The following is a 26718-nucleotide window of genomic DNA, read 5'->3' on the forward strand; positions in this document are numbered from 1 at the left end:
GCCCCTCCACGTCGTGGACACTGACATGACGAACGACGCGCGGGGCCAGGGGCCGGTAGTGGGGGTAACGCTGTTGGTCGTCCTCGCGCTCGTGCTGGGGACGACGGTGTACGGCTACGGCTCCGACCTCGGGCTGGGCATCTCCGTCGCCGTCCCGCTGGCGAGCTTCGAGTTCGCGGCGGACGGCGACGACCTGACCGTCACCCACGTCGGCGGCGCGACGCTCGCGGGCGACGAACTGGTGGTGATGCACGACGGCGGCGTCTCGCTCGGTACCTTCGCCGACGGGGCCTGCGACCCGGCCGTCACGACGGCCCGGTCCGGCGTCTCCTGTTTCGTCGGCGGCGGCGCGGCGGACGACGTGCAGGTGCTGTGGGTCGACCCCGAGACGGGCAACTCCTTCGTGCTCGCGCGCTGGACCGCGCCGACCCCGACGGTCCCGCCCGCGGTGACGACGCCCTCGACGCCGACGGCGACCCCCACGGCCACGCCGACGCCGACCGCGACGCCGGAACCGACGCCCGCGCCGACCGTGACCCCGACGCCGACGCCGGAACCCACGCCGACCGCGACCCCCACGCCGACCCCCGCGTGGCGGCCGCCGACGTACTCGCCGTCGCCCTCGCCCGAGCAGGCACCCGTCCCCGACGAGGAGACCGAACACGGCCTCTCGCTCGCCGGCTCCGGCGACGGCTGGGGGTCGCTCGCGCTCGACGGCCCGACCGCGTGGCAGGCGCGCGGCGAGTTCGGCGGCAACGAGTCCGTCCGCCTCGAAGCCGGCGTCGGCCTCGAGGGGAACGACACCGCCCACGAGTGGGCGAACGACACCGCCGAGACGTTCGTGTTGACGTTCGCGGACGGGAACGCGACCCTCGTCGTCGGCAACACGAGCGTCGCGTGGACGCCCGGCGTGGGCGGCGGCGACGCCGTCGCGCTCACCGCCGCGGCGTACGACCCCGACGGCGACGGCGTCGCCAACGGGAGCGTCTCCCTCGGCAACCTCACGCTCGACGGCGTCCCGCTCGCCGTGAACGCGGGCGAGGGGCTGGTGAACCTCACCGTCGAGTCGGCGGGCGGCGAGCGCTACGCCCTGCTCGACGTGGACGACCCGGCGAACTTCACGCTGACCGGCGAGGTGCGCTTCGTCTGGACCGGCGCCGACGCGCCCGTCCCCGGCGAACTGGCCTTCTACGTCCACGTCGTCGCCGCGGACGCCGAGGGCGTCCTCGACGAGGTCTGAGGTCCGAAACGGCGAAAACAGTCCTTCCTCACTCCTTCGCTCCCCTCCTCCGCCCTTCGTCTCCTCAGTCCTCGCCTCCCTCGCTCAGTCCTCCGTCTCCTCGAAGTCCAGCGCGACGGAGTTGATACAGAACCGCTTCCCGGTCGGGTTCGGGCCGTCGTCGAAGACGTGTCCGAGGTGGCCGCCGCACTCGGCACACACCGTCTCCGTGCGGACCATCCCGTGCGAGCGGTCCTCGCGGAACTCGATGGCGCCCTCCACGGCGTCGTAAAAGGAGGGCCACCCCGACCCCTCCGTGTCGAACTTGGTCTCGGAGTCGAACAGCAGCGCGCCGCAGCCGGCACACCGGTACTCGCCCTCGTCGTCCTTGCCGATGAACTCGCCCGTGAACTTCGGTTCCGTGCCCTGCTCGCGGAGGACCTCGTACTCCTCGTCGGTCAGCAGTTCGCGCCATTCCTCGTCGCTCTCGGGTACCGTCCGTTTCGAGTCCGACATGGCTCGGGGTAGGGCGCGCAGGCAGGTAGGCCCTCCGGCGGCGGTACGCTGAAGGCGACCCGCGCGGACGCTCGGGTATGCGAACGGAAGCCGAGATACGCGAGCGCATCGCGGCGCTGGAGGCGGCGTACGACGAGCAGGACCCCCCGGCGTCGCCGCTGGAGGAGGAGGCCGAGGTCGCCACGCTGCGGGCCATCGAGGAACTGGAGTGGGTGCTCGACGAGTTCGACGGCGACGGGGGATTCACGACGTAGCCCGTAACTATTAGCCGCGGCGCGCCCCCTCCTCGGGTATGCCCACCATCGAGGTGACCGAGGACCAGCTCGACCGACTGGAGGCGGTCCGCGACGACGTCGCCGCGGCGCTCGCCGGCCCGTACGGCCACGTCCGCACGCGCGACGCCGTGGCGTACCTCCTCGACACCTACACGCCCCCCGCCGAGACGGACGCCGAGGCCGCGCCGTCGGCCGGGACCGCGAGCGACCCGGCTCCCGAACCGAGTGCCGGCGCCTCCACCGAGGACGACGGGGACGACGCGACCGAGGACGCGACGGACGACGACGGAACCGCCACCGAGGACGACGACGCCGGTGCGAACCGTCTGAACGCCATGATGAACCTCCTCGACGAGCACGACGACAAGTGGCGCGAGAGCGGCGGCGACGAGCCGTACGAGGTCGACCTCCCCGACGGCTCCACGGAGACGGCCCGGACGCAGGACGACGTGCGCGGCCTCCTCTTCCGCCACTACCGATGATAGCGCGGCTGCGCGCGTGGCTCTCGGGGCTGTTCGGCGGGGAGGCGTCGGGAACGGCCGACGCGGACGCGCCGCTCGTCTGTGAGGTCTGCGGGACGGAAACCGAGGGAAAGACGTGTCCGCTGTGCGGTTCGACGCGGCTCGTGTCCGCGAACGACGACGCGCCCGAGCCCGAACGGTCCGCCCCCGAGAACCGGCGCGAGGGCGACTCGACCGACGACGCGGCCGCGCGGCTCTCGGAGCTGCGCGACGACGAGTAGCTTACTCGATGTGGCCTTCCTCGCGGAGCTGCTGGGCGTCCTGCTCGTCGTAGCGCCACTCGATGTCTCCCTTCTCGTCCTGCCAGTCCCACGGCTCGATGAGCACGACGTCGCCCTCGTTGATCCACGTCCGGAACCGCATCCGGCCGGGGATGCGGCCCATCCGCTCCTTGCCGTCTGCACACCGCACGCGCACGCGCCCGCCGCCCAGCATGTTCGTCACGACGGCGAACTGCTGGTTCTCGTCGGGCATCCGGAGGGGCTTGCGCCCGCTGTCCTCACTCATTGTCGTTGATAGCTCCCCCAGACAGTTAAGCGGTCGTATCCGCCGGGACCCGCCCCGTCGCCGCCGAACCGACCGTTCGTGCGACTCGGCCACTTGATTTATATGCCTTGTAAATCAACACCCTGACAGCCACCGCGGGTCGGGGACGCTTCCAACTCCCCCACTCCCCCGGAAGCGCTTCCCTCCCCCGGGAAACGCCCCACCCGCATGGCTTTTCCACCCGACGAGACGCGTCTCCGGCGTTTCCACGCCGACCGGACCGGGCGTCCGACCCGTCGTCGTGAGCTCAGACGCCGTCCGAACCGCGACCCCGGCTCCCAACGCGCGACCGTATGGGGTGCTTTCGCCCGCCGTCACGCTCCCCACGACCGGAGTCGTTCCCTACCGCCGTCCAACCGTCATCGGTGTTTATTGCCGGTGTCGGGCGACCGCCGATATGGCCTCCCGGACCACCGTCGGCTGGTCGCTCGTCTCGTCGGGCGTCGTGACGCTGCTTCTCGCGTACCTCCCCGGCGATTCCGTGTGGTGGGGCCTCGCGCTCCTGCTCGTCGGCATCGCCGCCCTGTTCGTCCGTCGCGGGTGAGCCGTGGGGCTCAACGCTGGGGAACGGCGAAAACGGATGGGCCCTGTCGGATTTGAACCAACGACCACTCCGTTATGAGCGGAGCGCTCTAACCGGACTAAGCTAAGGGCCCGTACACGACCTGTCCACGGGGCCGGACTTCAGCGTATCGAAGGGTCGCGGCCGGCCAGATACGCGTCGAGCAAGTAGTCCTCGTGCCACCGGATTCCCGCGCGCTGGCCGTTGTCGGTCGGTTCGAACCGTATCTCCGTCTTTCCCTCCGCCGCGTCCGCAACGGGAACCGCGTACACCTCGTCCAGCACGGGATTGTACACCGCGAACAGGTCGGCACGTCCGCGGTAGCCCTCACGGTCGTATCCCTCTCCGCGGCGTCGCGTGCTTACGGTCTCGAACTGGACGGTTCCGGGCTTGTTCCGGTAGGCGGTCTTCACCTGTACGCGGCGGAAATCCCCGTCGAGGTGTACGACGAGGTCGTACGGTTCGTTGTCGTACTCGGGGGTCGACACCGAAACACCGCGGACGAGGAACGCGGCCTTGACGAGCGCCTCGCTCGCCTGTCCTCGCTCGTGCGGTCCGTCGAGGGCCTCGAACGCGGCTTCCCGGTCGACCATACCCGTCAGTCGGCGGGCGGACGGGTGAAACTACGGGGCGGTCGCTCGCCGTGCGGGAACGGAAAGGACGCCACCTCCAGGGCTCGAACCTGGGACCACCTCGTGTCTGCGGCCCGCGGGGTGACCCCACGCACCTTAACAGCGAGGTGCTCTACCAACTGAGCTAAGGCGGCACGACGCATTCTCGGGTAGTCCGATTCGACAGATAGGGCTTTCGTTTTCGCGCCGGGGCGCACCGACACGGGTTTGAAACCGGGCGTCGAAGCCCGCCCATGACACCCCCGTCGTTCGCGGCGGTCGTCGAGCGTGTCAGCGAGCGCGTGACGCCCGACGCCGCGGAGCGCGCGCGCCTCGACGCCGCGGCGACGGCGCTGCGCGAGCGGGCCGAGGACGCGCTCGCGGACCTCGACACCGAGGCCGACGTGCTGCTGGTCGGCTCGACGGCGCGGGGGACGTGGCTCGCGGGCGACCGCGACATCGACGTGTTCGTGCGGTTTCCGCCGGACCTCCCCCGCGACCGGCTGGAAGCGTACGGGCTCGCGGTGGGCCACGCCGTGCTCGCGGACGGCCACGAGGAGTACGCGGAACACCCCTACGTGAAGGGGACCTTCGAGGGGTTCGACGTGGACTGCGTCCCGTGTTACGACGTGGACTCGGCGGCGGACATCCGCTCGGCGGTCGACCGGACGCCCTTCCACACCGCCTACGTCGAGTCGCGGCTGGACGACGACCTCGCGGCCGACGTGCGCGTGACGAAGGCGTTCCTGAAGGGCATCGGCGCGTACGGCTCCGACCTCCGCACGAAGGGGTTCGCGGGCTACCTCGCGGAACTGCTCGTACTCGACCACGGCGGGTTCCGGCCGCTCGTGGCGGCGGCGGCCGACTGGTCCCCGCCGGTCCGGTTCGACCCCGAGGGCCACGGCACCCGGAGCTTCGACGACGCGCTCGTCGTCGTGGACCCGACGGACCCCGAGCGCAACGTCGCCGCCTCGCTCTCCGAGTCGAACCTCGCGCGGCTCATCCACTACAGCCGCGAACTGCTCGCCGACCCGCGCGAGTCGCTGTTCGAGCCGCGCGACCCCGACCCGCTGGACGCCGACGCCGTCCGGGAGCGCGTCGAGGCGCGCGGCACCCACCCGGTGGCCGTGCGCTTCCCCGCGCCGGGCGTGGTCGAGGACCAGCTATACCCCCAGCTCGACAAGTCGCTCGCGGGGCTGGAGGGGGCGCTCGCCCGCCGCGGTTTCGCCCCCCTGCGCTCGGCGCGGTTCGCCGACGAGACCGCGGTGCTGTTCGTGGAGTGTGAGGTGGCCGAACTCCCGGCCGTCGAGCGCCACGAGGGACCGCCCGTCGGCGTCCGCGAGCACGCGACGGGCTTCTTCGAGGTGTATGTGGACGACGACGCCGTGACGGGCCCGTACCTCGACGGCGACCGCTACGTGGTCGAGCGGCCGCGTGACCACCTGACCCCCGAGTCGTTCGCGGCGAGCGACGACCTCTTCTCCGTCGCGCTCGGCCCGGCCGTCGAGCGCGCGCTCGACGAGGAGTACGGGACGCTCGCGGGCGCGGAGGTCGCGGCGCTCGCGGACGAGTTCGGGACCGCCCTCGCCCGGTATTTCGAGCCCCGAGTCTGACGGTGTGTTTATAGCGCCTGACGTGTCAACACGTTCATGACCGAGTCGTTGGGGCGGCTCCGGGGGTTCGTCGGCCACGACGAAATCGACCGGACCCTGCTCGTCGTGGACTCCGACGAGCCGACGCCGCTCACCCGCCTGCTGGAGGACGCGTTCGAGAACCAGCCAGTCACCGTCGCCACGGCGACGACCGACACGGTGGACGGCCCGCGGGTCGTCCTCGTCGAGGGCGGCGAGACGGTCGCCGTCTCCCCGCTGGGCGACCTGATGGACGCGTACCTGCTCGTCAACAGCGACAGTTACCGGACCGCCACCGCCGGCCTGGACCGCCACGGGGCCCCGGACGTGTTGACCGCGCTCGCGGGCACGCGTTTCCGGGTCCGCGGCTACCCCGTCTCGAACAAGGAGAAACTGCTGCTCGTCGTGCTGTCGCGCTACATCGAGGCGCGGGCGCTCGCCGCGGACGGCGGCACCCTCCGCTCGTCGTTCCAGCGGCTCTCCCGCATCGACGACGAGCGCGGCACCCGCGCGGTGTACGAACGGCTCGGCGCGAGCGCCGTCGATACCCACGTCTACGGCGTCCCCGACTACGACGACATGCCGGACGGCCTGTCGGTCCACGGCGGCACCGACCCCGCCTACCGCCGGACGTGGTTCGTCGTGTTCACCCCGGACGACGAGCAGGAGCCCGCCGCGCTCGTCGCCGTGGAGGCCGGCGCGAACGAGTGGAACGGCTACTGGACGTTCGACGCGGACCTCGTCGCGGACATCGAGGGCGTCGTCGCCGGGTTGTAGCCCGGGCGGCCGGTGCCGCGGCGGCGACTTACAGGTCGTGGACCTCGCGCACGTCCGCGAGGACGCTCGCCGCGCGGTCGTTCGGCTCCCCCTCCACCGGGGCGGGCGTGTAGCCGTCGAAGACGCTGTTCACCTTCCTGACGGACTCGGCGAGCGCCTCCAGCCCGTAGCCCCCCTCCAGTACGAACGCGAGCGACGCGTCGCAGGCGTCGGCCAGCTCGGTCATCCGCTCGGCCAGCACCCCGTACCCCTCCGTCGAGACGCGCTGGCGCGAGATGGGGTCCTTCCGGTGGGCGTCGAACCCCGCGGAGACGAGCACGAGGTCGGGGTCGAACCGCCGGGTCGCGGGCGCGACCGCCTCGTCCACGGCGGCGAGGTACTCCGCGTCGCCACAGCCGCCGGGGAACGGGACGTTCAGCGTCGTCCCCACGGCGTCGCCGGTTCCCGTCTCCTTCAGGTTCCCCGTGCCCGGGAACAGCCCCCGCTCGTGGACGGAGGCGTAGAACACCCGGTCGTCGTCGTAGAAGATGTCCTGCGTCCCGTTGCCGTGGTGGACGTCCCAGTCGAAGACGGCGACGCCGTCGACGTCGTCGCGGGCGAGCGCCGCCTCCGCGGCGACGGCGACGTTGTTGAAGAAACAGAACCCCATCGCGTCGTCGTACTCGGCGTGGTGGCCCGGGGGCCGGCCGACGGCGAAGGGCGTCTCGCGGCCGTCGCGCCCGTCGAGCGCGGCCTCGGCGGCCCACCGCGACAGCCCCGCGGAGGCGAGCGCCGCGTCCCACGTCGCCCCGACGGCGACGGTGTCGGCGTCCCACGTCCCGCCGCCGTCGGCACAGAACGCCTCGACCGACTCGACGTAGTCGGCGTCGTGGACCGCCGTCACCTCCCCGACCTCGGCCGGCGTTCCCTCGTCGTAGACGACGCCGTGCTCCTTCGCGAGTCCCCGCTTGATGGCTCGGAGCCGGTCGGCGGTCTCCGGGTGTCGGGCGCCGGTGTCGTGGCGGAGACACGCCTCGCGGTAGCCGAACCTCATCACTCGTAGTACGGGCGGAGCTCGAAGTACGTCTCGACGTCGGCGCGCTTGACCGTGCGCCGGTCGGCGTGGCGCGCGAGCACCGCGGCGGCCGCGGCGACGGTGTCGGCGAACCCCTCCAGCCGGGTCGCGAGCGCCACCCGCGCGTCCATGGCGACGCGGTAGCGGTCGTCGATGTCGAGGCGGGCGATACGGTCCACGGGCGCGATTGGCAGCTCCAGCTCGGCCTCCTCGCCCGCCGTCCCGAAGTCGGCCGCCATCAGTGTCTTGCGGCCGTCGGCGGTGGCCCGCTCGGCCGCCTCGACGGCGAGCGCGGCGCCGCGCTCCTGGATTCGTCGCGCCAGCTCCTCCGCCGCCCCCGCGCTCACGCGGAGGTCGCCGGCGTTGCGACGGATGATGGTGTCTACCGGGGCGAACGGTAGCTCGACGCTCATAGGGCTACGACGGGGCGAGAGTGTCTTAAAATCCCGCTTTTTTGGCCTCCGGCGGTCGCCGCCGCGACCGCCCGCGGCGCGGGGTCGGGTGGGGCGGTTCCGTCAGTCGTCGTCGCCCTCGACGCGCCGGGCGTCGCGCTGCTGGGCGCGCTCGATGAACTCCTCGGGGAGTTCGTCTATCTCGCCGGCCTGGACGCCCCACAGATGGGCGTACAGCCCGTCCTCGGCGATGAGTTCGTCGTGGTCGCCGCGCTCGGCGATGCGGCCGTCCTCCAGCACGACGATCTGGTCGGCGTCCTTGATGGTCGAGAGACGATGGGCGATGGAGAACGTGGTGCGCTCCTCGGTCAGCCGGTCGAGCGACCGCTGGATGAGCATCTCCGTCTCCGTGTCCACGTCGGAGGTCGCCTCGTCGAGGACGAGTATCTCGGGGTCCTTCAGGATGGCCCGCGCGATCGAGACGCGCTGGCGCTGGCCGCCCGAGAGCTTCACGCCCCGTTCCCCGACCTCGGTGTCGTACCCCTCGGGGAGGTTCGAGATGAAGTCGTGGGCCTCGGCGGCCTTCGCGGCCTCGATCACGTCCTCGCGGTCGGCGTCGAAGGTGCCGTACGCGATGTTCTCCTCGACCGTCCCGTAGAACATGAACGTGTCCTGGCTCACGTAGCCGACCCGCTTTCGCAGGCTCGGGATGGTCACGTCGCGGAGGTCCTGTCCGTCGATGGAGATGGACCCCTCGTCCACGTCGTACATCCGGAGGAGCAGTTTGAGGACCGTGGACTTGCCGGCGCCGGTGGGCCCGACGAGCGCGAGCGTCTCGCCGCCCTCGACGGTGAAGCTCACGTCCTCGACGATGGTCTCGGACTCGTCGTAGCCGAACGTCACGTCGTCGTAGACGACCTCGCCGTCGTCGACGACGAGTTCGTCGGCGTCGGGGTCCTCCGCGATGCGCGACGGCTCGTCCATCAGCCCGAAGATGCGCGCCGAGGACGCGTACGCCCGCTGGTACATGTTGATGATCTGGCCGAACTGGGCCATGGGCCAGATGAACCGCTGGGAGAGGAGAATGAACGTGACGAACTCGCCGGGGCGGAGGTCGCTCGTGAACGGCCCGACACCGTCGCCGAGCACCATCGTCCCGCCGATGAAGAAGGTGAGGACGAAGCCGATACCCGCGAGGACGCGAAGGCCGGGGAAGAACTTGATGCGCGTGCTGATGGCGTCCCAGTTCGCGTCGAAGTACCCCTGCGAGACGTCGTCGACGCGGTCGGACTCGAAGTTCTCGGTGTTGGAGGTCTTGATGACCTGGATGCCGCCGAGGTTGTTCTCCAGCCGGGAGTTCACCTGGCCGACCGAGGACCGCACCTCGGCGTACTTCGGCTGGATGGTCTTGATGAAGTAGTAGGTGAACACCGCGATGAGCGGGACGATGACGAGCGTTATCATCGCCAGCTGCCAGTTCACGTACAGCAGGACGACGGCGATGCCGACGACCATGACGCCCAGCCGGAACGCGGAGTTCATCCCGTCGTTGAGGAACCGCTCCAGCCGGTTCACGTCGTTCGACAGGATGGACATCATCTCGCCGGTCTGCTTGTCGGCGAAGAAGTCCATGTTCAGCCGCTGCATCTTGTCGTAGGTGTCCGTCCGGATGCGGTGCTGGATGTGCTGTGAGAAGGAGTTCCAGCCCCAGTTGCGCGAGTAGTGGAACGCCGCGCCGCCGAAGAAGGCGAACGCGATGATGCCGACGGTGAAGTAGAGCTGTCCCTGCTCGGTCGGCGGGATCCAGGCGTCGGGGACGAACGCGAGGGTGTACGGCCGGTCGGCGGCTCCCTGCACCTCGAAGATGGCGTCGACGGCTACCCCGAGGAGAATCGGCGGCAGGAGGTCGAGGACACGGGCGACGACGCTTGACAGGACACCGACGACGAACGCGAGCTTGTTCTCGGAGCCGTACTCGGCGAACAGCCGACGCATCGGGTTGTCGGCCTGTTCCCGTTGCTCCTCGAACGGGTCGTCGTCTTCGATAGCGGTAGCTCCCATTGGCACGTCAAGGAAACTCACTCGCAAAAGGGTTCGCTGAAGAACAGTTCAGTAACGATGCTGATAAAGAACCGGTACCATACCGCACGAACGCACGGCTACCAGTCGCCCACGTCCACCCTGTCGCCGACCGACACGTTGTGTCGGGTCGTCCAGTCGTAGTTCACCTCCAACACGTACTGGCCGGTGCCGGGGTACTCGTAGCTCTCGCCGTTCGCCCCCTCGGGCGGCTCCTCGGCGTGGTGGATGCGCGTGATGGTGCCGTTCGCGGCGACGTAGACGATGTCGATGCCGAAGTCCATCCCCCGCATCACGTAGGTGTGGCTCCCCTCCGAGTCGTAGGGGAACAGCATCCCGGCGTCCTCGGGGAGCGACTCCGTCCGCGAGAGCCCGGTGTACTTCTGGCGCCACGTCTCGGCGACGGCGGCGCGCACGCTCCCGAGCGTCTCGTTGGTCCCCGCGTCGTACACCGTCACCGTCGTGTGGGCGTAGTCGCTCGTCGTGGCCGTCGCGTCCGTTCCGGTCGCGGTCGCCGTCGCCGGCTGGTAGCCGTCCGTCGAGAGCAGCGGCGCGAACGCCCCCGTCGCGAGGCCCGCGAGCAGGAGGGCGACGACCCCGGCGGCGACGGGGAGGGCGTACCGGCGGTCCATACCGGCTACTAGGCCCGCGCGCGGCTAAGCGTTGTGCTCACAGTCGGGGGTCGAGCGTCGCCCGGAGCACGTCCTGTGCGAACCGGGCGAACACGCCGACGGCGACAACGAACAGCGTTACGCCCATCACCATCGGGAGGTCGCGGGCGGACACCGCCTCCAGGAGCGCCGCGCCGACGCCCGGTATCCCGAGCACGGACTCGACGACGACGACGGCGACGAACAGCGTCGCGAGCAGTTCCGTGACGAACAGCGAGACGAGCGGCGGCGCGGCGTTGCGCAGGACGTGGCGGGCCACCCGACGGGTGTTGCCGCCCTTCGCGCGCACCAGCCTGACGAACTCGGCGTCGGCGAACGCGCCCATCTCGGCCTGGGTGTACCGTAGCTGTGCCGCGAACATCGTGGTCGCGAGGACCGCCGCGGCGATGGCGAGGTACTGGACGTTGGGCGAGGCGAACAGCCCGGCCTCGGGGTCGAACGAGCCGCCCGCCCCGAGCGCGGCCGCGAGGTACGCGCCGCCCAGCGCCGCGAGCCAGAAGTTCGGGACGCTCAGGCCGAGATACGCCGCCGCGCCGGTGAGCCGGTCCCCGAGCGAGGAGTCGCGCAGCGCCGTCGTCGCCCCGACGAGGACGCCGCCGGCGACGGAGACGACGGCCGCGGGCACGACGTACGACAGCGAGACGAGCGCGCGGTCGACGAGTATCGACCGCACCGGCTCGCCGCTCGACAGCGAGCGCCCGAGGTCGAGCGTCACGGCCCCGCGGACGAACCCGAGGAAGCGGTCGAGCACCGGCTCGTCGAGGTTGCGGGCGGCCTCGTAGGCGCTCATCGCGGCCTCGGCGTCGCCGCCGCCGGCCGCCGCGGCGAAGCCGGCGAGCGCGGCGTTCGGGTCGGGGGTCAGTGCGACCAGCGCGAACGTGGCCGCGAGCGCGACGAACAGCGTCGCCGCCGCCCACGCGCCGCGCCGCACGACGAAGGCGAGCCCGGGCGTCATGGCTCACCCGGATGGAGGGACTGCATACTCCGGGGTGACGGCGGCCGACCCTTAAGATTTCACCCGCTGCCATCGGTGCTTTCTATACGCCTCCGTCGCACACCCGCACGTTCGCCCTCCGAACGGTCCTCATGGCATCCGATACCACTGCCCCCTTCGACGCCCTCGCCGACGAACCGACCGACGGCTCGCCGCGCGTCCGTCCCCGAACCGTCGCCTTCGCCGGCGCGCTCGCCCTCCTCACGGCCGGGTTCGCGTACGCCTACGTCGAGCCGCCGATACGCGCGTTGAACGCCGTCTACTTCCTCACCGACCTCTCCGGGCTGGACTGGGCCTCGCTGTACGCGACGGTCCTGCTCGGCCGGTTGGCGGCGCCGCTCGTCGCCGACCGCGAGCGCCTGCGGCTCTACTGGCGCCGGCTCGCTGGCGACCCGGCCGGCCTGCTCGCGTTCGTCGGCGTGGTCCTCTTCGCCCTCGTCGGCACGTTCGGCCCCTTCCTCACGCCGCCGGACCCCATCGTCCGCCCGGTCGCCAGCTACCAGCCGCCCGTGTTCGCCTCCACGCCGGAGGCGGTGTCGTTCTCCTGTGTCGGCGACGTGGTCGACGGGATGTGCACGGGCACGTGGCGCTTCCCGCTCGGCACGACGGCGGAAGGAAACGACATGGTGAACCTCCTGCTCGCGGGCGGGCGCACCGCCCTGCAGGTCGCGGTCGTCACCGCCGCCGTCATCGTCCCGCTCGGCGTCGCCGTCGGCGCGACGGCGGGCTTCCTCGGCGGGCGCGTCGACGAGGTGCTCGTCGGCGTCACGGACGCCGTCTCCGTCGTGCCGCCGTTCGTCGCCTACATCGTCCTCGCGTTCGTCCTCGCGCGCGGCGCGGGCGACATGCTGCTGCTCGTCGCCGTCTTCGGCTCGCTCGGGTGGGCCGGCATCGCCCGGGCCGTCCGCGAGTCCGTCCTCTCCCGGCGCGAGGAGTCGTACGTCACCGCCGCCGTCAACGCCGGCGCGTCGCGGCTGTACGTCCTCCGGCAGCACCTCCTGCCGAACGTCGCCGACACCGTCGCCGCGGCGGCCGCCCAGCAGGTCGCCATGCTCGTGCTCGCGGAGGCGGCGCTGTCGTACCTCGGCTACGGCGTCGTCAGCATCGACTCGTGGGGGTCGCTCGTCGCCACCGGCACCCAGGGGAGCCTCTTCGGCGAACTGCTCACGACCTGGTGGATATCGACGTTCCCCGCCGTCGCGCTCGTGTTCGCCGTCGTCTCCCTGAGCGTCCTCGGCGACGCGCTCCGCAACGTCCTCGACCCGGAGCGCGGCGGAGCGTAAGGGCTATTCCGCCGGCCCGACTCCTCCCGGACGCGGGTCCGTGGTCTAGTGGTATGACGTCTCCCTTACAAGGAGAAGGCCGGTGGTTCAATTCCGCCCGGACCCACTTCTGTCGAGCGCGGCGAGACGAGTGGCAGCGGAATCGAAGCAGGGGGACGCGAGGACGTCCGCCCGTGGTTCGATTCCGCCCGGGCCCCCCTTCGCCGTCCCCGCGCCCCCTTTCGAAACCCTTTTTTCTCGTATCGTCGTGTCTCGGAGTGAGCCGCCTTAGCTCAGACTGGGAGAGCACTCGACTGAAGATCGAGCTGTCCCCCGTTCAAATCGGGGAGGCGGCATTTTCCTGCGAACCAGCGAGGGAGCGGAGCGACCGAGTCGTGAGCAGTGAAAATGCTCCCGAGCCGATTCGAACACGAGAGTCGCAGCCCGCGGAGGCGAACGGAGTGAGCCGAGCAGGACCGTCTCTCACCTGTTCAAATCGGGGAGGCGGGGTGTTTCTGCGGCCGACGACGCGAACGGGCGGAGCGACGCGCACCGGCACGCTCATTCCCGACGCGGCCGACGCCCGCGTATGGACCTTCCCCGCCTGAAACGGCCCCTCCGCTACGCGATGGCGCTGTTCTACGTCGTCGCCGGCGTCTCGCACTTCCTCGCGCCCCGCGCGTTCGAGCGGGCCGTCCCGCCCGCGTTCCCGCGACCGCGGGCGCTCGTCCACCTCTCGGGCGTCGCGGAGATCCTCCTCGGCGTCGGCGTGCTGTTCGAGCGGACGCGTCGGCTCTCGGCGTGGGGGCTCGTCGCGCTGCTCGCGGCCGTCTTCCCGGCGAACGTCCACATCGCGCGCGGCGGGCTTGACGACACCGTCCCCGACGCCGTCGCCGGGCTCGTCCGCGCGGCGGGGTGGGCACGGCTCCCGCTCCAGCCGGTGTTGATGGCGTGGGCGTGGTGGTACACGCGGGAGTGAGCCACGCCGACCACCCGGCCGCGGCCGACGTGACGTAGCTCACCCGGCGAAGGCGTCGCGCCGGTGGAGCAGGCCGGCGACCGCCGCCGAGACGAGGAGGGTCGTGACCGCGGCCGCGACGCCGGTCGGGTCGGGGACGAACAGGACGCCGAGCGGGACGCCGACGAACACGCCGACGGCGACACACAGGAGCGCGCGAAGGGGGTCGGAGACCACACCGGCGGTTCCGCGCCTCCCGGCATACCGGTTTCGACACCCCGTGGCGTTCTCGCCGTCCGAATCAAGTCACCTCTTTTTAAGTTGGGCGGCTCGGTAGTTCCGGTCGGTTCACATGTCGGAAAACGACGACGATGCCCTCCACGACTCCGCTCACTCCTCGCGACGGCGCTTCCTCGGCGCCGGCGCGACGGTCGCCGCGCTCGGCCTCGCCGGGTGTTCCGACCTCGGCGGCGACGGCAGCGGGGACGGCAACGGCGACGCCACTGCCACGGCGACCGAGGCGCCCGCGCTCACCTCCATCTCGTACGGGACGACCGCCGAGGGGACGCTCGCCGCGGACGCGGGGACGGACCCCGCGACCGACGGTATCGCGACGCCCGTCTCCTTCGAGGGGAACGAGGGGGACCTCGTGACCGCGACCGTGCTCTCGACGGAGTTCTCCGGTCACCTCTCGCTGACCGGCCCCGACGGCTCGGTGGTCGCCGAGAGCGGCTCCGGCAACTCCATCGAGACCGGCCTCGCGACCGGCGGCGAACACACCCTCTGGGCCGGCTCGCAGGCCGGCGACGAGACGGGCCCGTTCACGCTGTCGCTGGAGAAGACCGGCGAGGACCTCGTCGCCACCGAGTACGGCGAGACGGCGGAGGGGACGCTCCGGGAGGGCGACGGGACGGTCCCCGAACTCGACCGGCTGGGCGACCCCGTCACGTTCTCCGGGTCGTCGGGCGACATCGTCAGTATCCGCCTGGAGTCCGAGGACTTCGACCCGCTGCTCGCGCTCGAAGGGCCGGACGACTCCATCGTCGGAACGAACGACGACGGGGCCGGCGGCCTTAACAGTCGGCTGGAGGCGACGCTGTCGAGCGACGCGCAGTACACCATCTGGGTCACCTCCTTTTCGGGCGACGCGACGGGGTCGTACACGCTGTCGCTGGAGAAGACGGGCGAGGTGGAGCCGGCCCAGCAGGACCTTCGGTCCATCTCGTACGGGGAGAGCGCGCGCGGGACCATCGACTCGGAGGACCCGGCCGTTCCGTCGTCGAGCGCCATCGGGGAGCCGGTCACCTTCCAGGGGTCGGCGAACGACCTCGTCAGCATCAACATGCAGTCGCGCGCCCTCGACACGCTGCTCGTCCTCCAGGGCCCGGACGGCGACATCGTCGGGACCGACGACGACGGCGGCGCGGAGCGGTACAACAGCCTGCTCGAGACGGCGCTGTCCGCCGACGGGGAGTACACCATCTGGGCCACGACCTTCGGCGGCGAAGGGACGGGGCCGTACACGCTGTCGCTGGAGAAGACGGGCGAGGTGGAGCCGGCCCCGCAGGACCTCCGATCCATCTCGTACGGCGAGACGGCCCGCGGCACCATCGACTCGGAGGACCCGACCGTCGCCACGACGGAGTACCTCGGCGAGCCGGTCGCGTTCCAGGGGTCGTCCGGCGACGAGATCGCCGCCACCGTCGAGTCGCGGGCGTTCACCGGCCTGCTCGCGCTCGCGGACGCCGACGGCGAGATACTCGACTCCGCGGCCGGCCGGAGCGGCGAGCCGGCGCGGCTGGAGACCTCGCTGACCGCGGACGCCGAGTTCACGCTGTGGGTTACCTCCTCCCGCGGCGAAGGGACGGGGCCGTACACGCTGTCGCTGGAGAAGACCGGCGAGAGCCAGCCCGCACAACAGGACCTCCGGTCCATCTCCTACGGGGAGACGGCCCGCGGTACGATAGACAGCGACGACGGGACGGCCCCGCGACGGGACGAGCCCGGCGAGCCGGTGACGTTCTCGGGCTCGGGGGGCGACTCCGTGACGATATCGATGAGCTCCGAGGAGGTGGACACCTACCTCGTCCTCGTGGACCCGGACTCGAACGTGGTCGCGACGGACGACGACGGCGGCGAGGGCTTCAACAGCGAACTGTCGTACACGCTCGAGTCCGACGGCGAGTTCACCATCTGGGCGACGACCTTCGGCGGCGAACTCGGGCCGTACACGCTGTCGCTGACGTCGAACTGAGTCAGTAGGTCAGCGTCGCGGCCAGTATTCCCGCGGTCTGCCCCGCGCCGACGCACAGGAAGGCGACGGGGACCGCCGTCCCCACGAGGAGCAGCGCCGCGCCCACGCCCGACAGCGCGCCCCCGAGCGTGTAGACGCGGGCCCGTTCCGCCGACGGCAGCACGCGACCCGTGTACGCGAGCGCGACCGCGGGAAGGGCCATCCACCCGACGACCGCCAGCAGCGCGAACGCCGTGTCGCCGCTCCACACGCCGTACGCGCCCGCGGCGGTGACCGGTATCCCGACGACGATGACCGCGAGCCACGCGCGGAGCACGGGGTGGTCGCGCATGTCCTCGTACGACAGCGCGGCGAACGCGACGAGCAGCGCCGTCATCACGACGTGCCCGACGAGGACGGTCCGGTCGGCGAGCGCCCCCTCGTGGGCGGCGAAGGCGAACAGCCACGCCAGCGGGACGAGCCCGGCGGGCGCCGTCTCGCGGAGTCTCCTGAGCATACCTCGACTTCCCGCCGCGGGGCCAAGAGCGTGTCCCGACGGCTGTGTCGTGCGAGCGCGCCACACGCCGACGGCCGAAACCACACCCTTATCCGTGGCGGCGGACTCCCTCTATTTGCAATGGCGACAGGCAAGGTTGACTTCTTCAACGACACGGGCGGTTACGGTTTCATCGACACCGAGGACGAGGACGAGGACGTGTTCTTCCACATGGAAGACGTCGGCGGTCCGGACCTCGAAGAGGGACAGGAGGTCGAGTTCGACATCGAGCAGGCCGACAAGGGCCCGCGCGCGACGAACGTCACGCGCCTTTAAACTCGTAACCAACCGACACTCTCCGCCCGGTCGTTTATCCGGTTCGGTCGGAGCATCGCAGCAGTAACGGACGGTCGCTCCGACCGTTCTATCGCTGTCTTCACACCGCCGAGCGCCCGCTGTCGGCGCTCGACGGCTGTTCTACCGTGACGAGCCACGGCTTCCTCCTCCCGACGCTACTTCGAGAGCGGCGCGTCCGCTCGGTAGTGGAGCCGCATCGGCAGCCCCGTCGCGTCCGTGTCGGGGTCGGCCGGGAGCGTCCGCAGGTCGCCGGGGCCCGGTCGCGCCGTGTAGCCCAGCGCGAGGGCGTCGAGCACGTCCTCGACGCGCGCGTCGGTGCCGGCGGCGTCCTCCGCGGCCGACTGCACCGTCGGCGGGGCGTCGCGGTCGAACTCCGCGAGCGTCCGCATCCGCTCGGCGTAGCCGCCCGCGGTCCGGCGGTCCTCGGCCAGCGGCTCGCCGGCGAACGCCCGGAAGCAGAGTTCGGGGTGGGACTCGCCGACGACCTCGCGCGTCTCCGGCACCTCCCGCAGGAGGTCGTCGACGGCCGCGATGGCCGCGCTCGCCGCGAAGGCGGCCTTCGAGAGGTCCGCGTCGGCCTTCCGGCGCATCACCCGTTCCGCCGCCGGATAGCGCCGCTTCCGGGTCGCCTCCCGGACGGGCGGCGTGGTGACGGCCCCGGCGCGGTCGCCGAGGACGGCCCGCGCCAGCCGGTCGGCCGCCCGTTCGGGGTCGCCCTCCTCGACGAGGCCGACGGGCACGTCCACGAGCAGGCGGCGGGCGCGCTCCTCGACCGCGCCCCACAGCTGTCCGATCTCGTCGTGGACGCTCGCGCCCTCGAACCCCTCGGCCGAGAAGACGGCCGCGACCCAGCCGGCGGGGCTCCAGTGTGCGCCGACGAACAGGGCGTCGTCCATACAGCCGCTCGGCACCGGACCGACAAAAACCCGAGTCGGACGCGCGTCCGACTACTCCAGCCGCGCCATGTCGTCGTCCGTCAGTTCGATGTCCCCCGCGGCGACGTTCGCCTCCAGGTGCTCGACGCTGGAGGTGCCCGGAATCGGGAGCATGTTCTCGGAGCGGTGGAGCGTCCACGAGAGCGCGACCTGGTGGGGCGTCGCGTCGTGGTCGTCCGCGACGGCGTCGATGCCCTCCACCTCGTCCAGTTGGCCCGCGGCGAGCGGGTACCACGGGATGAACCCGACGCCGTACTCCTCGCAGGCCTCCAGCACGCGCTCGTCCTCGTCGGGCCGGTGGGCGACGTTGTAGCGGTTCTGCACCGTCGCGATGTCAACGATATCCCGGGCCGTCTCCAGCTGCTCGACGGTGACGTTCGACAGGCCGACGTGGTCGACGAACCCCTCGTCCTTCAGGTCCGCGAACGTCTGCACCGACTCCTCGAAGTCCGTGTCCGGGTCGGGCCGGTGGAACTGGTAGAGGTCGATGGTGTCCACGCCCAGCCGGTCGCGAGAGACGAGCACCTGGTTGCGGATGTAGTCGGGGTCGCCGTGCGGGAGCCAGTCGCCGCCGGCCTCGCGGAGGAGCCCGGCCTTCGTCGCCACGACGGCCTCCTCGGGCGCGCCGGCCTCGCGGAGCAGGCGCTCGCTCGTTCCGGGCCCGTACGAGTCCGCGGTGTCGATGAAGTCGACGCCGAGGTCGAGGGCGCGCCGGACCACCTCGCGGGCGTTCTCCTCGTCGTCGGGCGCGCCGATGATGTCCTCGCCGCACAGCCGCATCGCGCCGAAGCCGAGTCGGTTCACGGTCAGGTCGCCGCCGATGTCGAACGTTGCCTGCATGGTCGGTCGTCGGGCGCGACGGTGTTAGTCCCCACGCCCCCGGCTACTTGGGTCGGTGTCCGTGTCGGCTTCGTCGGAGAACCCGGCCGGCGTCGGACCGCCGCTCGGCACGGACGACAGCGGCCGGCGTAAGGGCCGAGACCGACCGCTCCGGAGGAGCGTGTCGGTCACGGGGAAGGGTTGGCGCGGTGCGTCGCGGTCGGAAGACGAACGGAGTGAGCCTTCCGGGACTTTCGAGGTGTTCTCTCCGTCGGCAGTCGGCCACTGCTTTCGAGGCGGTCACGGAACCGTCGAACGAAGAACGAACTAGCAGACGTTCTGGGTGACGTACACGCCGCCGTCCCCGGCGACGACGACGCCGATACCCTGCCGCGAGAAGTTCCCGAGCAGGGTCTCGCGGTGGCCCGGCGAGTCCAGCCACTCGGCGACGACGCGCTCGGCGAGCGTGCGCTCGCTCACGAGCAGCGCGCCGTTCGGGGTGTAGTAGATGTTCTCGGAGCCGAAGCAGTCGATGCCGAACCGCTCGTACCGCTCGGCGACGCCGGAGCCGTTGGGCGCGGTGTGGTTCACGTAGTCGCGCGCGGCCATGTCCGCGCTGTGTGCGTCCGCGACCGCGGCCAGCGAGGCGTTCGGTTCGAGGGGCGCGTGGCCACGGGCGGTCCGCGCGTCGTTGACCTCCGCGACGACGAGCGCCTCCAGCCGTTCGTCGTCGACGCCGTCCAGCGCGGGCGCGCCCCCGGCGGCGAGGATTCCCCCGACGACGAGCGCGACGAGGACGGCGACGGCGACGCCCGCGGCCAGCCGCCGGGGGTTCGATAGCTCCCGACCGCCCGTCCGGCCGTCCCGGCCGGCGTCGGGGTCGGTGTACCAGACGCGGGAGTCGCTCTCGACGCCCGGACAGTCGTGGGCCGGGGGCTCGCGGTGGTCGTCGCAGACGGGGCGCGCGCAGTGCCGGCAGGCGTCGCTCACCGGGACGGACTCGCCGCAGACGACGCACTCTGCCACGGTCGGGCTACGGAGTGAGCGAATAAAACGGCGTGGGGAGCGGCTATCGCGGCCGGGGAAGCGCGCGCTTCGACCGCGGCGGGACGAGCCAGTTGCCCCGTCGCTCCACGAACACGTACTCCAGGATGCCGTTGTTGACGCGCTGGCGGACGGCGGGCGTCACCGCGGGCATGTCGGTGCCGTTCATCGCCGCGCGCACCTCGTCGAAGGCGGTCATCCCCCGCTGGAGCGAGGGGAAGTGGAGCGACGCCTCGCCCTCGTCGGTGGACTCGAAGTGGCGGCGCAACAGCCGGACGTTCCCGTCGTCGTCGCGGTTGGCGCGCGCCGCCTTCTGTGCGTGGCCGACGCGGCCGTACTCCTCGGCCTGCGCCTCGATGTCGTCGAGCGTCTCGTCCACGCGGGAGTCGTCGCCGAGGTTGAAGCCGACCCCCTCGACCCACCCCTTCTCGGCGTGTTCGGGCGAGAACATCTCCGCGACGCGCTCCTCGAACGACTGCTCGCCGTACCAGTCCTCGAGGCGCTGGCGGAGGTTCGAGACGTGTTTCGTCGTCCCGCCGGCGAAGGGGCCCTCGCGGATGGCGACGGAGTCCTCCGAGGCCTGATTGACCGCGAAGCCGGCGGTGAACCCCATGAACAGGGGGCTCTCCGCTGGAACGGGGCCGTCGCTGGGGACGCCCTTCAGGTCGCCCTGTCGCTCGGCGGGCATCCCGCGCCCGACGAAGCCGGTGCGGCGGTCCGAGTCGGCCGCGAGCGAGGCGACGCCGTCGAGCGACGCCGCGAACTCGACGCCGTTCGCGCTCCCCGTCTCGCCGAGCAGGGCGCGCTCGGCCCGGAGCACGACGTCCGGGTTGTCGCTCGCGAGGTGGACGAGCAGGTCCTGCGTGTCGAACTCCGGCTCCTCGAACGGCGACAGCGCGTGCGGCGGCGGACAGTCAACCGACCCGTGGAGCGGCTCGTCGTAGCGGTCGAAGTACGCCGGGGAGTACGCGGCCGACCACAGCAGCCCCTCGTGGTCCCACGCGTAGGCGCGGTTCAGCGAGTCGAACGCCGCGGCGACCCGCTCGCGGTCGTCCTCCGTCGGTTCGCCGTCGCGTTCGAGGGTCAGGTACAGCAGCACCTGGTGGCGCGGCAACTGCTCGTTGCCGTGGTCGTCGTGCCGGACGTACTCGCCCCACGCGTACTGCCGGTCGGGGAGCGTCGAGAGGTCGTCGGGGCCGGTGGGGACGTCGCTCTCCCCCGAGACGTCGAGGCACGCCGACAGGCCCGCCGCGCCCCCCGCGGCGACGGCGGCCTTCAGCACGTCGCGGCGCGTCGTCACGGCGACACCACCATCGGCTCGAACTGCATGAACGCCGTCTCGTACCCCTCGTGGCGGGCGGTCTGGGGCGGGAGCGTCGGCCGCACCTCTACCTCGCTCCCGACCCCGCCGACGACGGCCCCGTAGTGGTAGCCCAACTCGGGGTCGAGCGTCGCGGTCAGGTCGCCGTCGAACCCGGCGGTCGCGGCCTCGACGGCCATCGCGGGAATCACCATCCGGTTGTACGGCGTCCGGGCGGAGACGTAGAGGTAGGTCCCCTCGCCCTCGACGCCCGCGGGCGGCGCGTCGAGCGTCCCGACGACGAAGCGCGCGTCCCCGCTCGTCGCCTCGCCGACGACGCCCGGGAGCTCCGCCGCGGGCCGGGCGAACCCCATCGGCATCGACATGCCGCCCATCGACATCTCCATCGGCTCGACGGCGGCGCGCTCGCCGGCCCGGTCGGGGGTTATCTCGTAGGGGATGTCGTCGCGCGCGCCCCGCGAGTAGTCGAAGGAGACGGTCGCGCTTCCGGGGTCGGCGAAGCGGCCCTCGTACCCGCCGGTGCGGCGGGTCGAGACGCCGCCGACGGAGGCGGTCACGTCGTAGCTGCCGTCGCCCTCCAGCCCGAAGTTCGCGCCGTAGTGAAACCCCATCGGCTGGGAGAGCATCGGGTAGATTACCTCCTGCGAGACGAGGTCGCCGTCGCGCTCTATCTCCAGCGAGAGGCCGGTGTCGGGGAGCACCTGCATCGTCTCGGCGTCCCAGACGCTCGCCATCAGGTGGACGTCGTCGCCGCTCGCGATGTCGGTGAGCGAGACGTCGCGCCCGTTCACGTTCCAGAAGCGGTGCGGGTAGGAGTAGAACAGCGCGAAGCGGTAGTCGCCGTCGCGGCCCGTCCCCGCCATCGCCATCCCCTCGACGTGGGTGGGGAAGTAGACGGCGTCGGGCCGGTCGGAGAGGACGGGGGGCGCGCCGGCCGGCTCCGTGGTGACGAGGCCGGTACAGCCGGCGAGGCCGGCCGCGGCGGCGCCGCCGGCGGCCGCGAGGAAGCGTCGTCGTCGCATTGTCATCGCTAGGGGCTTCCGCCGAAAAGCGGTTCTGGTGCGACCGTCGAAGCTACTCCTCCAACAGCGCGTCCACGAGCCGAGTGAAGCGGTCCACCAGCCGGCCCGGCAGCGACGGCTCCGCGCGGTCGAGCAGCCGGGCGGTCCGCTCCGGCTCCGGGACGAACAGCAGGGTGTGCCCGCGGTCCGGGCGGGTCTCGACCAGCCCGGCGGTCTCCAGCCGGTCGCGGTGCCACGACAGCGTCGAGCGGGCGATGCCGACCCGGTCTGCCGTCTCGCCGGCCGACAGCGGCCCGTCCGCGAGCAGGACGGCGACCACGTCGGCGGCCGTCTCCCTGCGCAGCAGGGCGAGCGCGCGCCGGTCCCACTCGTCGTACGCCGCGGGGTAGTAGTGGGTCTTCCCGAACCACTCGTCTGCCACCACGTCCAGCCGCTTGAGGTGGTACTGCACCTGCCCGGGCGCGAGGTCGAGCTCGCGGACGAGCTCGTTGAAGTGGACGCCCGGCTCGGCCTCGACGTGGGCGGAGATGCGTTCACGCGTCGTCATCGGTCACCCCCCGCGCCCTGCGCGCGGTGTACACGGCCGCGATGACGAGCCCCGCCATCGCGGCGTCGAGCCCGTGTTCGAGCGTGTGGTGGAGCGCCGGGCCGACCGTCTCCGTCATCAGGGCGACGCCGACCGCGGTCCGCGCGAGCAGCGTCGCGAACGCGAGCGTCACGAGCAGGTACGGCACCGAGCGGCGCTGGACGAGCGCGGCGAGCGCCACCCCGATGACCAGGGCCGCGGCTATCGCCGCGACCCCGAGCACGACCGGCAGGACCACGCTCGCCATCCGTCATCGCCCCCCGCTTCGTGTCCGCGCGGAATGAGGCTGTCGGGGGGTCATGGGCGGCGAGCGACGAGCACGAGCGCGAGTGCGGCCACGGCGGCGAGGGCGCCGAAGCCGGGCTGTCCGGGCGTGGCGGTCGGCGGCTCGGTCGGGGAGGGCGACGCCGTCGGGGTCGCCGTTCCGTCGTCGAACGGCGTCGCCGTCACCACCAGCGGGGGCGTGGCGGTGGCGTTCGCCGCCTCGGGCGTCACCGAGAACGTCGTCGCGACCGGGGAGTCGCCGGCGAGGGCGGGCGTGTCGTCGCCGTCGAAGGTCCCGTCGCCGTCGTCGCGGTACAGGACCGCCCGGACGGGGAACGTCTCGTCGCCCGTCGCCGCGTCGCCGAGCGGGACGGAGACGTTCCGGTGGTCGCCGGCGTCGAGCGCGACCGACCCGAGCGTCGCGCCGTCGGTTCCGTTCTCGACGACGAGGTGGCCGTCGGCCGGAAGCGCGGCGTATCTGACCGTCACGCTCCCGTTCGCGGCCCGGAGGGGCGTGAAGTCGCGCGCGCTCACGGCGGCGCGGTCGCCGCGCGCGAGGGACACGGTCGCCGCGGCCGGCCGGCCGAAGCTGGTGACGACGCCGTCCTCCTCGGGGTCGAACTCGCCGTCGCCGTCGCGGTCGTCGCGGAGGACGAGGTGGACCGTCGCGGAGCCGTTCCAGTCCGCCCACGCCGCGTCGTCGACGGGGACGCGCACCTCGGTCCGGAACCCCTCGCCGGCCCGCAGGCGCGTGTGGCCGAGCACCGCACCCGGCTCGCCGTCGTCGTCGCGCTGGACGGCGAGGAAGCCGTCGCTCGCGACGAACGCCGTCTCCACGACCACCACGCCGTCGGGGGTGACCTGGGCGTCGGCGGCGACGTGGTTGACGTGGGCCGCCGCCGGCAGGGGGACGGCCGCGAGCGCGACGGCCGCCGCGAGGAGGACCGCGGCGGCGTGGACGGTTCGCATCGTTCGGTGATAGGGCCGGAAACGGGAAAGTCAGACGGTCACCGTCGCGGGCGGCATCTCCAGGAACGCGCGCTCGTACCCCTCGTGGCGCGCGACCTGCGGCGGCACCCCTGTCGAGAGCTCGATATCGCCCGAGAGCTCGCCGACCGCGGCCCCGTAGTGGAAGCCGAGCTCGGGGTCGAGGGTCCGCCGGAGTTCGACGGTCTCCCCGCCGACGGTCGCCGACAGCGCCATCGCCGGCAGTTCGAGGCCGTTGTAGCGGGTGCGCGGCGAGACGTAGAGGTAGGTGTCCGCGCCGAAGCGGGCGGCCGCCTCCCCCGAGACGGCGCCCGTCGCGAGCAGCGCGTCGTCGCGGTTCGGGGCGCCGAACACCGTGCCCGGGAGCGCGTCGCGCGGCGGGGCGACCGCCTGGGGCATCATCATGTCCATCGGTCGCACGGCACCCGGCTGGCCGTAGGCGTCTATCTCCTCGCTACGGACGCGCTCGCGCTGCTCCTCGTCGAACACGAACGGTATCTCGGCGGTGGCCGGCGCGCGGAAGCGGCCCTCGTAGGCGCCCGTGAGCGCGACGGCGTCGGGGACGCCGCCGACGGAGACGCGGGCCGTGTACTCGCCGTCCGCGGCGGTCCCGTCCCCGCCGGAGAGGTCGAAGTTGCCGCCGTAGTGGTAGCCCATCCGCTGGGAGAGCATCGGGTAGATGACCTCCTGCGAGACGAGGTCGCCGTCGCGCTCGATTTCGAGCGACAGCCCCGTCTCGGGAACGACCCGACCCGTCTCCGGTTCCCAGACGGCGGCCATCGCGTGGACGTTTCCGGACCGTTCGGTGAGCGACACCTCGTTCCCGTTCACGTTCCAGAAGCGGTGCGGCGAGGTGTACATGAACGCGACGCGGAGGTCGCCGGCGTCGGCGGTCCCCTGCATCGCCATCCCCTCGCGGTACGGCTGGACGTAGACGCCGTCGGGGAGGTCGCTCGCGGCGGTCGGGGTCGGGGTGGCGGTCGCGGGGTCCGTCGTGTCCGCACAGCCCGCGAGCAGGGCGCTGCTCCCGGCGAGCGCGAGGAAGCGACGGCGGTTCATACCCGTACGACGGCCGTTCCCCGAAAAGCGGTTCTGGTGCGACCGTCGAAGGAGCGCGGACGCTTTGTCCGTCGCCCCGCTAGCGACCGCATGCGCCGCACGCTCGCGCTCGTCGCCCTGCTCCTCCTCGCCGGCTGTCTCGGCGGGTCGGGCACGCCCGCCGGGGGCGACGACCTCCGGCTGGTCGAGGAGTGGCGTGCCGGCAACAGCAGCGTGGCCGGGAACCACCACGCCGTCGCGGCCGGCACGGTCGACGGCGAGGCGGTCGTCGCCGTCCCCATCGGGGGTCGCGCGGGCGCGGACGGCTGTGAACTGCTCGTCCTCGACGGCGACGGGAACGAGCGGTGGTCGGAGCCGGTTCCCGCGGACGCCTGTACCATCCACGCCGTCGCGGACCCCGCCGTCGCCGATTTCGTCGGCGACGACGCGCCCGAGGTCATTGCCGCCTCGACGGAACGCGAGGCCGTCGCCTACGACGCGCTCACCGGCGAGGCGGCGTTCCGCTACGCGCTGTCGAACTACGGCTACACCCGGCCCGTCGTCGCGGACGCGACCGGCGACGGCGCGGCCGAACTCGTCGTCACCGACGTGGACGGCACCATCGCCGTCGTGCGCCCGGACGGGGAGACGGTGTGGCGCCGCCCCCTCGACGCCTACTCGTGGTCCGCGCCGAGCGTGGCCGACTACGACGCCGACGGGGCCCCCGAGACGCTCGTCGGCCTCGGCAACGGGACCGTCGTCGCCTTCGACCGCCGCGGCCGGGTCGCCTGGACGGCCCCGGTCGAGGGGAGCGTGACGTGGTCCGCCGACGGCGACGTGGACGACGACGCGGCCCGCGAGTTCCTCGCCGCCACGACGGACGGGGTCGTGGCGAGCATCGACGGCCGGAACGGGACGGTCGAGTGGACGCGCCCGCTCGGTCGGCTGGCGGCCGTCGGGCCGCCGTTCGACGGGGACGGCGACGGGGTCGTGGAGGTGTACGCGACCAACGCGACCGGGACGCTGTTCGCGCTCGACGGGCGCGACGGCACGGTCGAGTGGACGCGGACGCTGACGAACGGGACGCAGATGACGCCCCCGCCCGCCGCCGGCGACGTGGACGGCGACGGGAACCGCGACCTGGTGGCGGTCACGAACGACGGGTCGGTCTCCGTCGTGGACCCGGCCGACGGGACCGTTCGGGCGCGCTACACGCGCGACGCGCTGGTGTACGCCCACGCGACGCTCGCGGACACGGACTCGGACGGCAGGAAGGAGGTGTACGTGCTGTACGGCGACGGTCGCGTGGTGGCCCTAACGGCTCAGAGCTCGAACTCGTCCTCGTCGTAGAGGTCGTCGAAGTCCACTTCCTCGCCGCGGGTCTCGGCGGCGCGTTCCATGTCGTCGTGGCGACGCTGCTCGCGCTTGCTCAGGCCTTTCCGCTCGCGACCGCGTTTCGTGTCTCCCATACACTGTGTGTCAATACCACACACGGGTATAAGCGTACCGCCGGCAGCTACAAGTGGGTCGGCGGAAAGGGGGTGCGAC

32 protein-coding genes and 4 tRNA genes are annotated in these 26718 nt (G+C 71.9%); 14 read left to right on the plus strand and 22 right to left on the minus strand.

Features of this window, described 5'->3' with window-relative positions:
• The first annotated feature begins 25 nt into the window (after positions 1 to 25).
• Entirely contained in the window at positions 26 to 1240 is a 1215-nt protein-coding gene (locus P2T37_RS07650; protein WP_276233320.1) for a choice-of-anchor W domain-containing protein, read from the plus strand.
• Positions 1241 to 1324: 84 nt separating this feature from the next.
• Here the strand turns inward: P2T37_RS07650 and msrB are convergent, their stop codons facing one another.
• Entirely contained in the window at positions 1325 to 1735 is a 411-nt protein-coding gene (gene msrB, locus P2T37_RS07655) for a peptide-methionine (R)-S-oxide reductase MsrB (RefSeq protein WP_276233321.1), read from the minus strand.
• A gap of 77 nt (positions 1736 to 1812) precedes the next feature.
• Between msrB and P2T37_RS07660 the strand changes: the two genes are divergently transcribed.
• From P2T37_RS07660 to P2T37_RS07670, 3 genes are read left to right on the plus strand one after another with little or no spacing between them, the layout of a single operon-like run.
• Entirely contained in the window at positions 1813 to 1989 is a 177-nt protein-coding gene (locus tag P2T37_RS07660; protein WP_276233322.1) for a hypothetical protein, read from the plus strand.
• 38 nt (positions 1990 to 2027) lie between these two features.
• Complete coding sequence (locus P2T37_RS07665) at positions 2028 to 2492, plus strand: hypothetical protein (RefSeq protein WP_276233323.1); 465 nt, start codon at positions 2028 to 2030, stop codon at positions 2490 to 2492.
• On the plus strand, positions 2489 to 2752 hold the full coding sequence (locus tag P2T37_RS07670) for a hypothetical protein (RefSeq protein ID WP_276233324.1): 264 nt from the start codon (positions 2489 to 2491) through the stop codon (positions 2750 to 2752). Before P2T37_RS07665 ends, P2T37_RS07670 begins: the two co-directional genes overlap by 4 nt.
• A gap of 1 nt (position 2753) precedes the next feature.
• Here P2T37_RS07670 and eif1A read toward each other — a convergent pair whose 3' ends face one another.
• Positions 2754 to 3038 (minus strand): translation initiation factor eIF-1A, encoded by a 285-nt coding sequence (gene eif1A / locus P2T37_RS07675; RefSeq protein WP_276233325.1) that lies wholly within the window; start codon positions 3036 to 3038, stop codon positions 2754 to 2756.
• Positions 3039 to 3474: 436 nt separating this feature from the next.
• Between eif1A and P2T37_RS07680 the strand changes: the two genes are divergently transcribed.
• Complete coding sequence (locus P2T37_RS07680; RefSeq protein ID WP_276233326.1) at positions 3475 to 3621, plus strand: hypothetical protein; 147 nt, start codon at positions 3475 to 3477, stop codon at positions 3619 to 3621.
• 37 nt (positions 3622 to 3658) lie between these two features.
• On the opposite strand, the gene P2T37_RS07685 is transcribed toward P2T37_RS07680, so the two are convergent.
• The 3 genes from P2T37_RS07685 to P2T37_RS07695 form a co-directional block, all read right to left on the minus strand.
• A tRNA-Ile gene (locus tag P2T37_RS07685) sits at positions 3659 to 3733 on the minus strand.
• A 28-nt stretch (positions 3734 to 3761) separates the two neighbouring features.
• Complete coding sequence (locus P2T37_RS07690; protein WP_276233327.1) at positions 3762 to 4232, minus strand: group I intron-associated PD-(D/E)XK endonuclease; 471 nt, start codon at positions 4230 to 4232, stop codon at positions 3762 to 3764.
• Between the two features lie 68 nt (positions 4233 to 4300).
• Positions 4301 to 4405 (minus strand) — tRNA-Asn (locus P2T37_RS07695).
• Positions 4406 to 4504: 99 nt separating this feature from the next.
• Between P2T37_RS07695 and cca the strand changes: the two genes are divergently transcribed.
• Positions 4505 to 5863: a CCA tRNA nucleotidyltransferase gene (gene cca / locus P2T37_RS07700; protein WP_276233328.1), complete on the plus strand. Its 1359-nt coding sequence runs from the start codon at positions 4505 to 4507 to the stop codon at positions 5861 to 5863.
• A gap of 36 nt (positions 5864 to 5899) precedes the next feature.
• Complete coding sequence (locus P2T37_RS07705) at positions 5900 to 6658, plus strand: histidine kinase (protein WP_276233329.1); 759 nt, start codon at positions 5900 to 5902, stop codon at positions 6656 to 6658.
• Between the two features lie 28 nt (positions 6659 to 6686).
• Here the strand turns inward: P2T37_RS07705 and P2T37_RS07710 are convergent, their stop codons facing one another.
• The 5 genes from P2T37_RS07710 to P2T37_RS07730 form a co-directional block, all read right to left on the minus strand.
• Complete coding sequence (locus P2T37_RS07710) at positions 6687 to 7691, minus strand: histone deacetylase family protein (RefSeq protein WP_276233330.1); 1005 nt, start codon at positions 7689 to 7691, stop codon at positions 6687 to 6689.
• Complete coding sequence (locus P2T37_RS07715) at positions 7691 to 8125, minus strand: histone-like protein (RefSeq protein ID WP_276233331.1); 435 nt, start codon at positions 8123 to 8125, stop codon at positions 7691 to 7693. The genes P2T37_RS07710 and P2T37_RS07715 overlap by 1 nt, the downstream gene beginning before the upstream one ends.
• Before the next feature lie 102 nt (positions 8126 to 8227).
• The gene (locus tag P2T37_RS07720) at positions 8228 to 10165 is read right to left on the minus strand and encodes an ABC transporter ATP-binding protein (protein WP_276233332.1); all 1938 of its coding nucleotides are present in this window, start codon (positions 10163 to 10165) and stop codon (positions 8228 to 8230) included.
• 98 nt (positions 10166 to 10263) lie between these two features.
• Positions 10264 to 10815, minus strand: coding sequence for a DUF192 domain-containing protein (locus tag P2T37_RS07725; protein ID WP_276233333.1), 552 nt, complete (start codon positions 10813 to 10815; stop codon positions 10264 to 10266).
• A 37-nt stretch (positions 10816 to 10852) separates the two neighbouring features.
• The gene (locus P2T37_RS07730) at positions 10853 to 11809 is read right to left on the minus strand and encodes an ABC transporter permease (protein ID WP_276233334.1); all 957 of its coding nucleotides are present in this window, start codon (positions 11807 to 11809) and stop codon (positions 10853 to 10855) included.
• Positions 11810 to 11940: 131 nt separating this feature from the next.
• Here P2T37_RS07730 and P2T37_RS07735 point away from each other — a divergent pair, with 131 nt between their 5' ends.
• The 4 genes from P2T37_RS07735 to P2T37_RS07750 all read left to right on the plus strand — a co-directional run bounded on the left by P2T37_RS07735 (position 11941) and on the right by P2T37_RS07750 (position 14089).
• Positions 11941 to 13131 (plus strand): ABC transporter permease, encoded by a 1191-nt coding sequence (locus tag P2T37_RS07735; protein ID WP_276233335.1) that lies wholly within the window; start codon positions 11941 to 11943, stop codon positions 13129 to 13131.
• A 34-nt stretch (positions 13132 to 13165) separates the two neighbouring features.
• Positions 13166 to 13237 (plus strand) — tRNA-Val (locus P2T37_RS07740).
• A gap of 155 nt (positions 13238 to 13392) precedes the next feature.
• Positions 13393 to 13466: transfer RNA gene (locus P2T37_RS07745), tRNA-Phe, on the plus strand.
• A 233-nt stretch (positions 13467 to 13699) separates the two neighbouring features.
• Positions 13700 to 14089 (plus strand): DoxX family protein, encoded by a 390-nt coding sequence (locus P2T37_RS07750; protein WP_276233336.1) that lies wholly within the window; start codon positions 13700 to 13702, stop codon positions 14087 to 14089.
• A gap of 39 nt (positions 14090 to 14128) precedes the next feature.
• Here P2T37_RS07750 and P2T37_RS07755 read toward each other — a convergent pair whose 3' ends face one another.
• Positions 14129 to 14305: a hypothetical protein gene (locus P2T37_RS07755; RefSeq protein ID WP_276233337.1), complete on the minus strand. Its 177-nt coding sequence runs from the start codon at positions 14303 to 14305 to the stop codon at positions 14129 to 14131.
• A 115-nt stretch (positions 14306 to 14420) separates the two neighbouring features.
• On the opposite strand from P2T37_RS07755, the gene P2T37_RS07760 reads away from it, so the two are divergent.
• Positions 14421 to 16322 (plus strand): PPC domain-containing protein, encoded by a 1902-nt coding sequence (locus P2T37_RS07760; protein ID WP_276233338.1) that lies wholly within the window; start codon positions 14421 to 14423, stop codon positions 16320 to 16322.
• Position 16323: 1 nt separating this feature from the next.
• On the opposite strand, the gene P2T37_RS07765 is transcribed toward P2T37_RS07760, so the two are convergent.
• Complete coding sequence (locus tag P2T37_RS07765) at positions 16324 to 16818, minus strand: hypothetical protein (RefSeq protein ID WP_276233339.1); 495 nt, start codon at positions 16816 to 16818, stop codon at positions 16324 to 16326.
• Between the two features lie 120 nt (positions 16819 to 16938).
• On the opposite strand from P2T37_RS07765, the gene P2T37_RS07770 reads away from it, so the two are divergent.
• On the plus strand, positions 16939 to 17133 hold the full coding sequence (locus P2T37_RS07770) for a cold-shock protein (protein ID WP_276233340.1): 195 nt from the start codon (positions 16939 to 16941) through the stop codon (positions 17131 to 17133).
• A 176-nt stretch (positions 17134 to 17309) separates the two neighbouring features.
• Here P2T37_RS07770 and P2T37_RS07775 read toward each other — a convergent pair whose 3' ends face one another.
• The 9 genes from P2T37_RS07775 to P2T37_RS07815 form a co-directional block, all read right to left on the minus strand.
• Positions 17310 to 18050, minus strand: coding sequence for a DUF429 domain-containing protein (locus P2T37_RS07775; protein ID WP_276233341.1), 741 nt, complete (start codon positions 18048 to 18050; stop codon positions 17310 to 17312).
• Between the two features lie 51 nt (positions 18051 to 18101).
• A complete protein-coding gene (locus P2T37_RS07780) occupies positions 18102 to 18929 on the minus strand; it encodes an aldo/keto reductase (RefSeq protein ID WP_276233342.1) in 828 nt (275 codons plus the stop codon).
• Positions 18930 to 19235: 306 nt separating this feature from the next.
• Complete coding sequence (locus P2T37_RS07785; protein WP_276233343.1) at positions 19236 to 19934, minus strand: CAP domain-containing protein; 699 nt, start codon at positions 19932 to 19934, stop codon at positions 19236 to 19238.
• Between the two features lie 43 nt (positions 19935 to 19977).
• On the minus strand, positions 19978 to 21252 hold the full coding sequence (locus tag P2T37_RS07790) for a DUF7405 family protein (protein ID WP_276233344.1): 1275 nt from the start codon (positions 21250 to 21252) through the stop codon (positions 19978 to 19980).
• Complete coding sequence (locus tag P2T37_RS07795) at positions 21249 to 22295, minus strand: DUF7350 domain-containing protein (protein WP_276233345.1); 1047 nt, start codon at positions 22293 to 22295, stop codon at positions 21249 to 21251. The genes P2T37_RS07790 and P2T37_RS07795 overlap by 4 nt, the downstream gene beginning before the upstream one ends.
• 52 nt (positions 22296 to 22347) lie before the next feature.
• Complete coding sequence (locus tag P2T37_RS07800) at positions 22348 to 22842, minus strand: winged helix-turn-helix transcriptional regulator (protein ID WP_276233346.1); 495 nt, start codon at positions 22840 to 22842, stop codon at positions 22348 to 22350.
• Entirely contained in the window at positions 22829 to 23128 is a 300-nt protein-coding gene (locus P2T37_RS07805) for a DUF7471 family protein (protein ID WP_276233347.1), read from the minus strand. Before P2T37_RS07805 ends, P2T37_RS07800 begins: the two co-directional genes overlap by 14 nt.
• Positions 23129 to 23178: 50 nt before the next feature.
• Positions 23179 to 24114, minus strand: a complete 936-nt coding sequence (locus tag P2T37_RS07810) for a DUF7282 domain-containing protein (protein ID WP_276233348.1) — start codon at positions 24112 to 24114, stop codon at positions 23179 to 23181.
• Between the two features lie 30 nt (positions 24115 to 24144).
• Entirely contained in the window at positions 24145 to 25191 is a 1047-nt protein-coding gene (locus P2T37_RS07815; protein ID WP_276233349.1) for a DUF7350 domain-containing protein, read from the minus strand.
• Positions 25192 to 25281: 90 nt separating this feature from the next.
• Here P2T37_RS07815 and P2T37_RS07820 point away from each other — a divergent pair, with 90 nt between their 5' ends.
• A complete protein-coding gene (locus tag P2T37_RS07820; protein WP_276233350.1) occupies positions 25282 to 26520 on the plus strand; it encodes an outer membrane protein assembly factor BamB family protein in 1239 nt (412 codons plus the stop codon).
• On the opposite strand, the gene P2T37_RS07825 is transcribed toward P2T37_RS07820, so the two are convergent.
• Positions 26493 to 26639 carry a hypothetical protein gene (locus tag P2T37_RS07825; RefSeq protein ID WP_276233351.1) on the minus strand — a complete coding sequence of 49 codons (147 nt, stop codon included), beginning with the start codon at positions 26637 to 26639 and terminating at the stop codon, positions 26493 to 26495. The genes P2T37_RS07820 and P2T37_RS07825 overlap by 28 nt on opposite strands.
• Positions 26640 to 26718 lie beyond the last annotated feature (79 nt).

This window comes from Halosegnis marinus, from assembly GCF_029338355.1.
Taxonomy (GTDB): domain Archaea; phylum Halobacteriota; class Halobacteria; order Halobacteriales; family Haloarculaceae; genus Halosegnis; species Halosegnis marinus.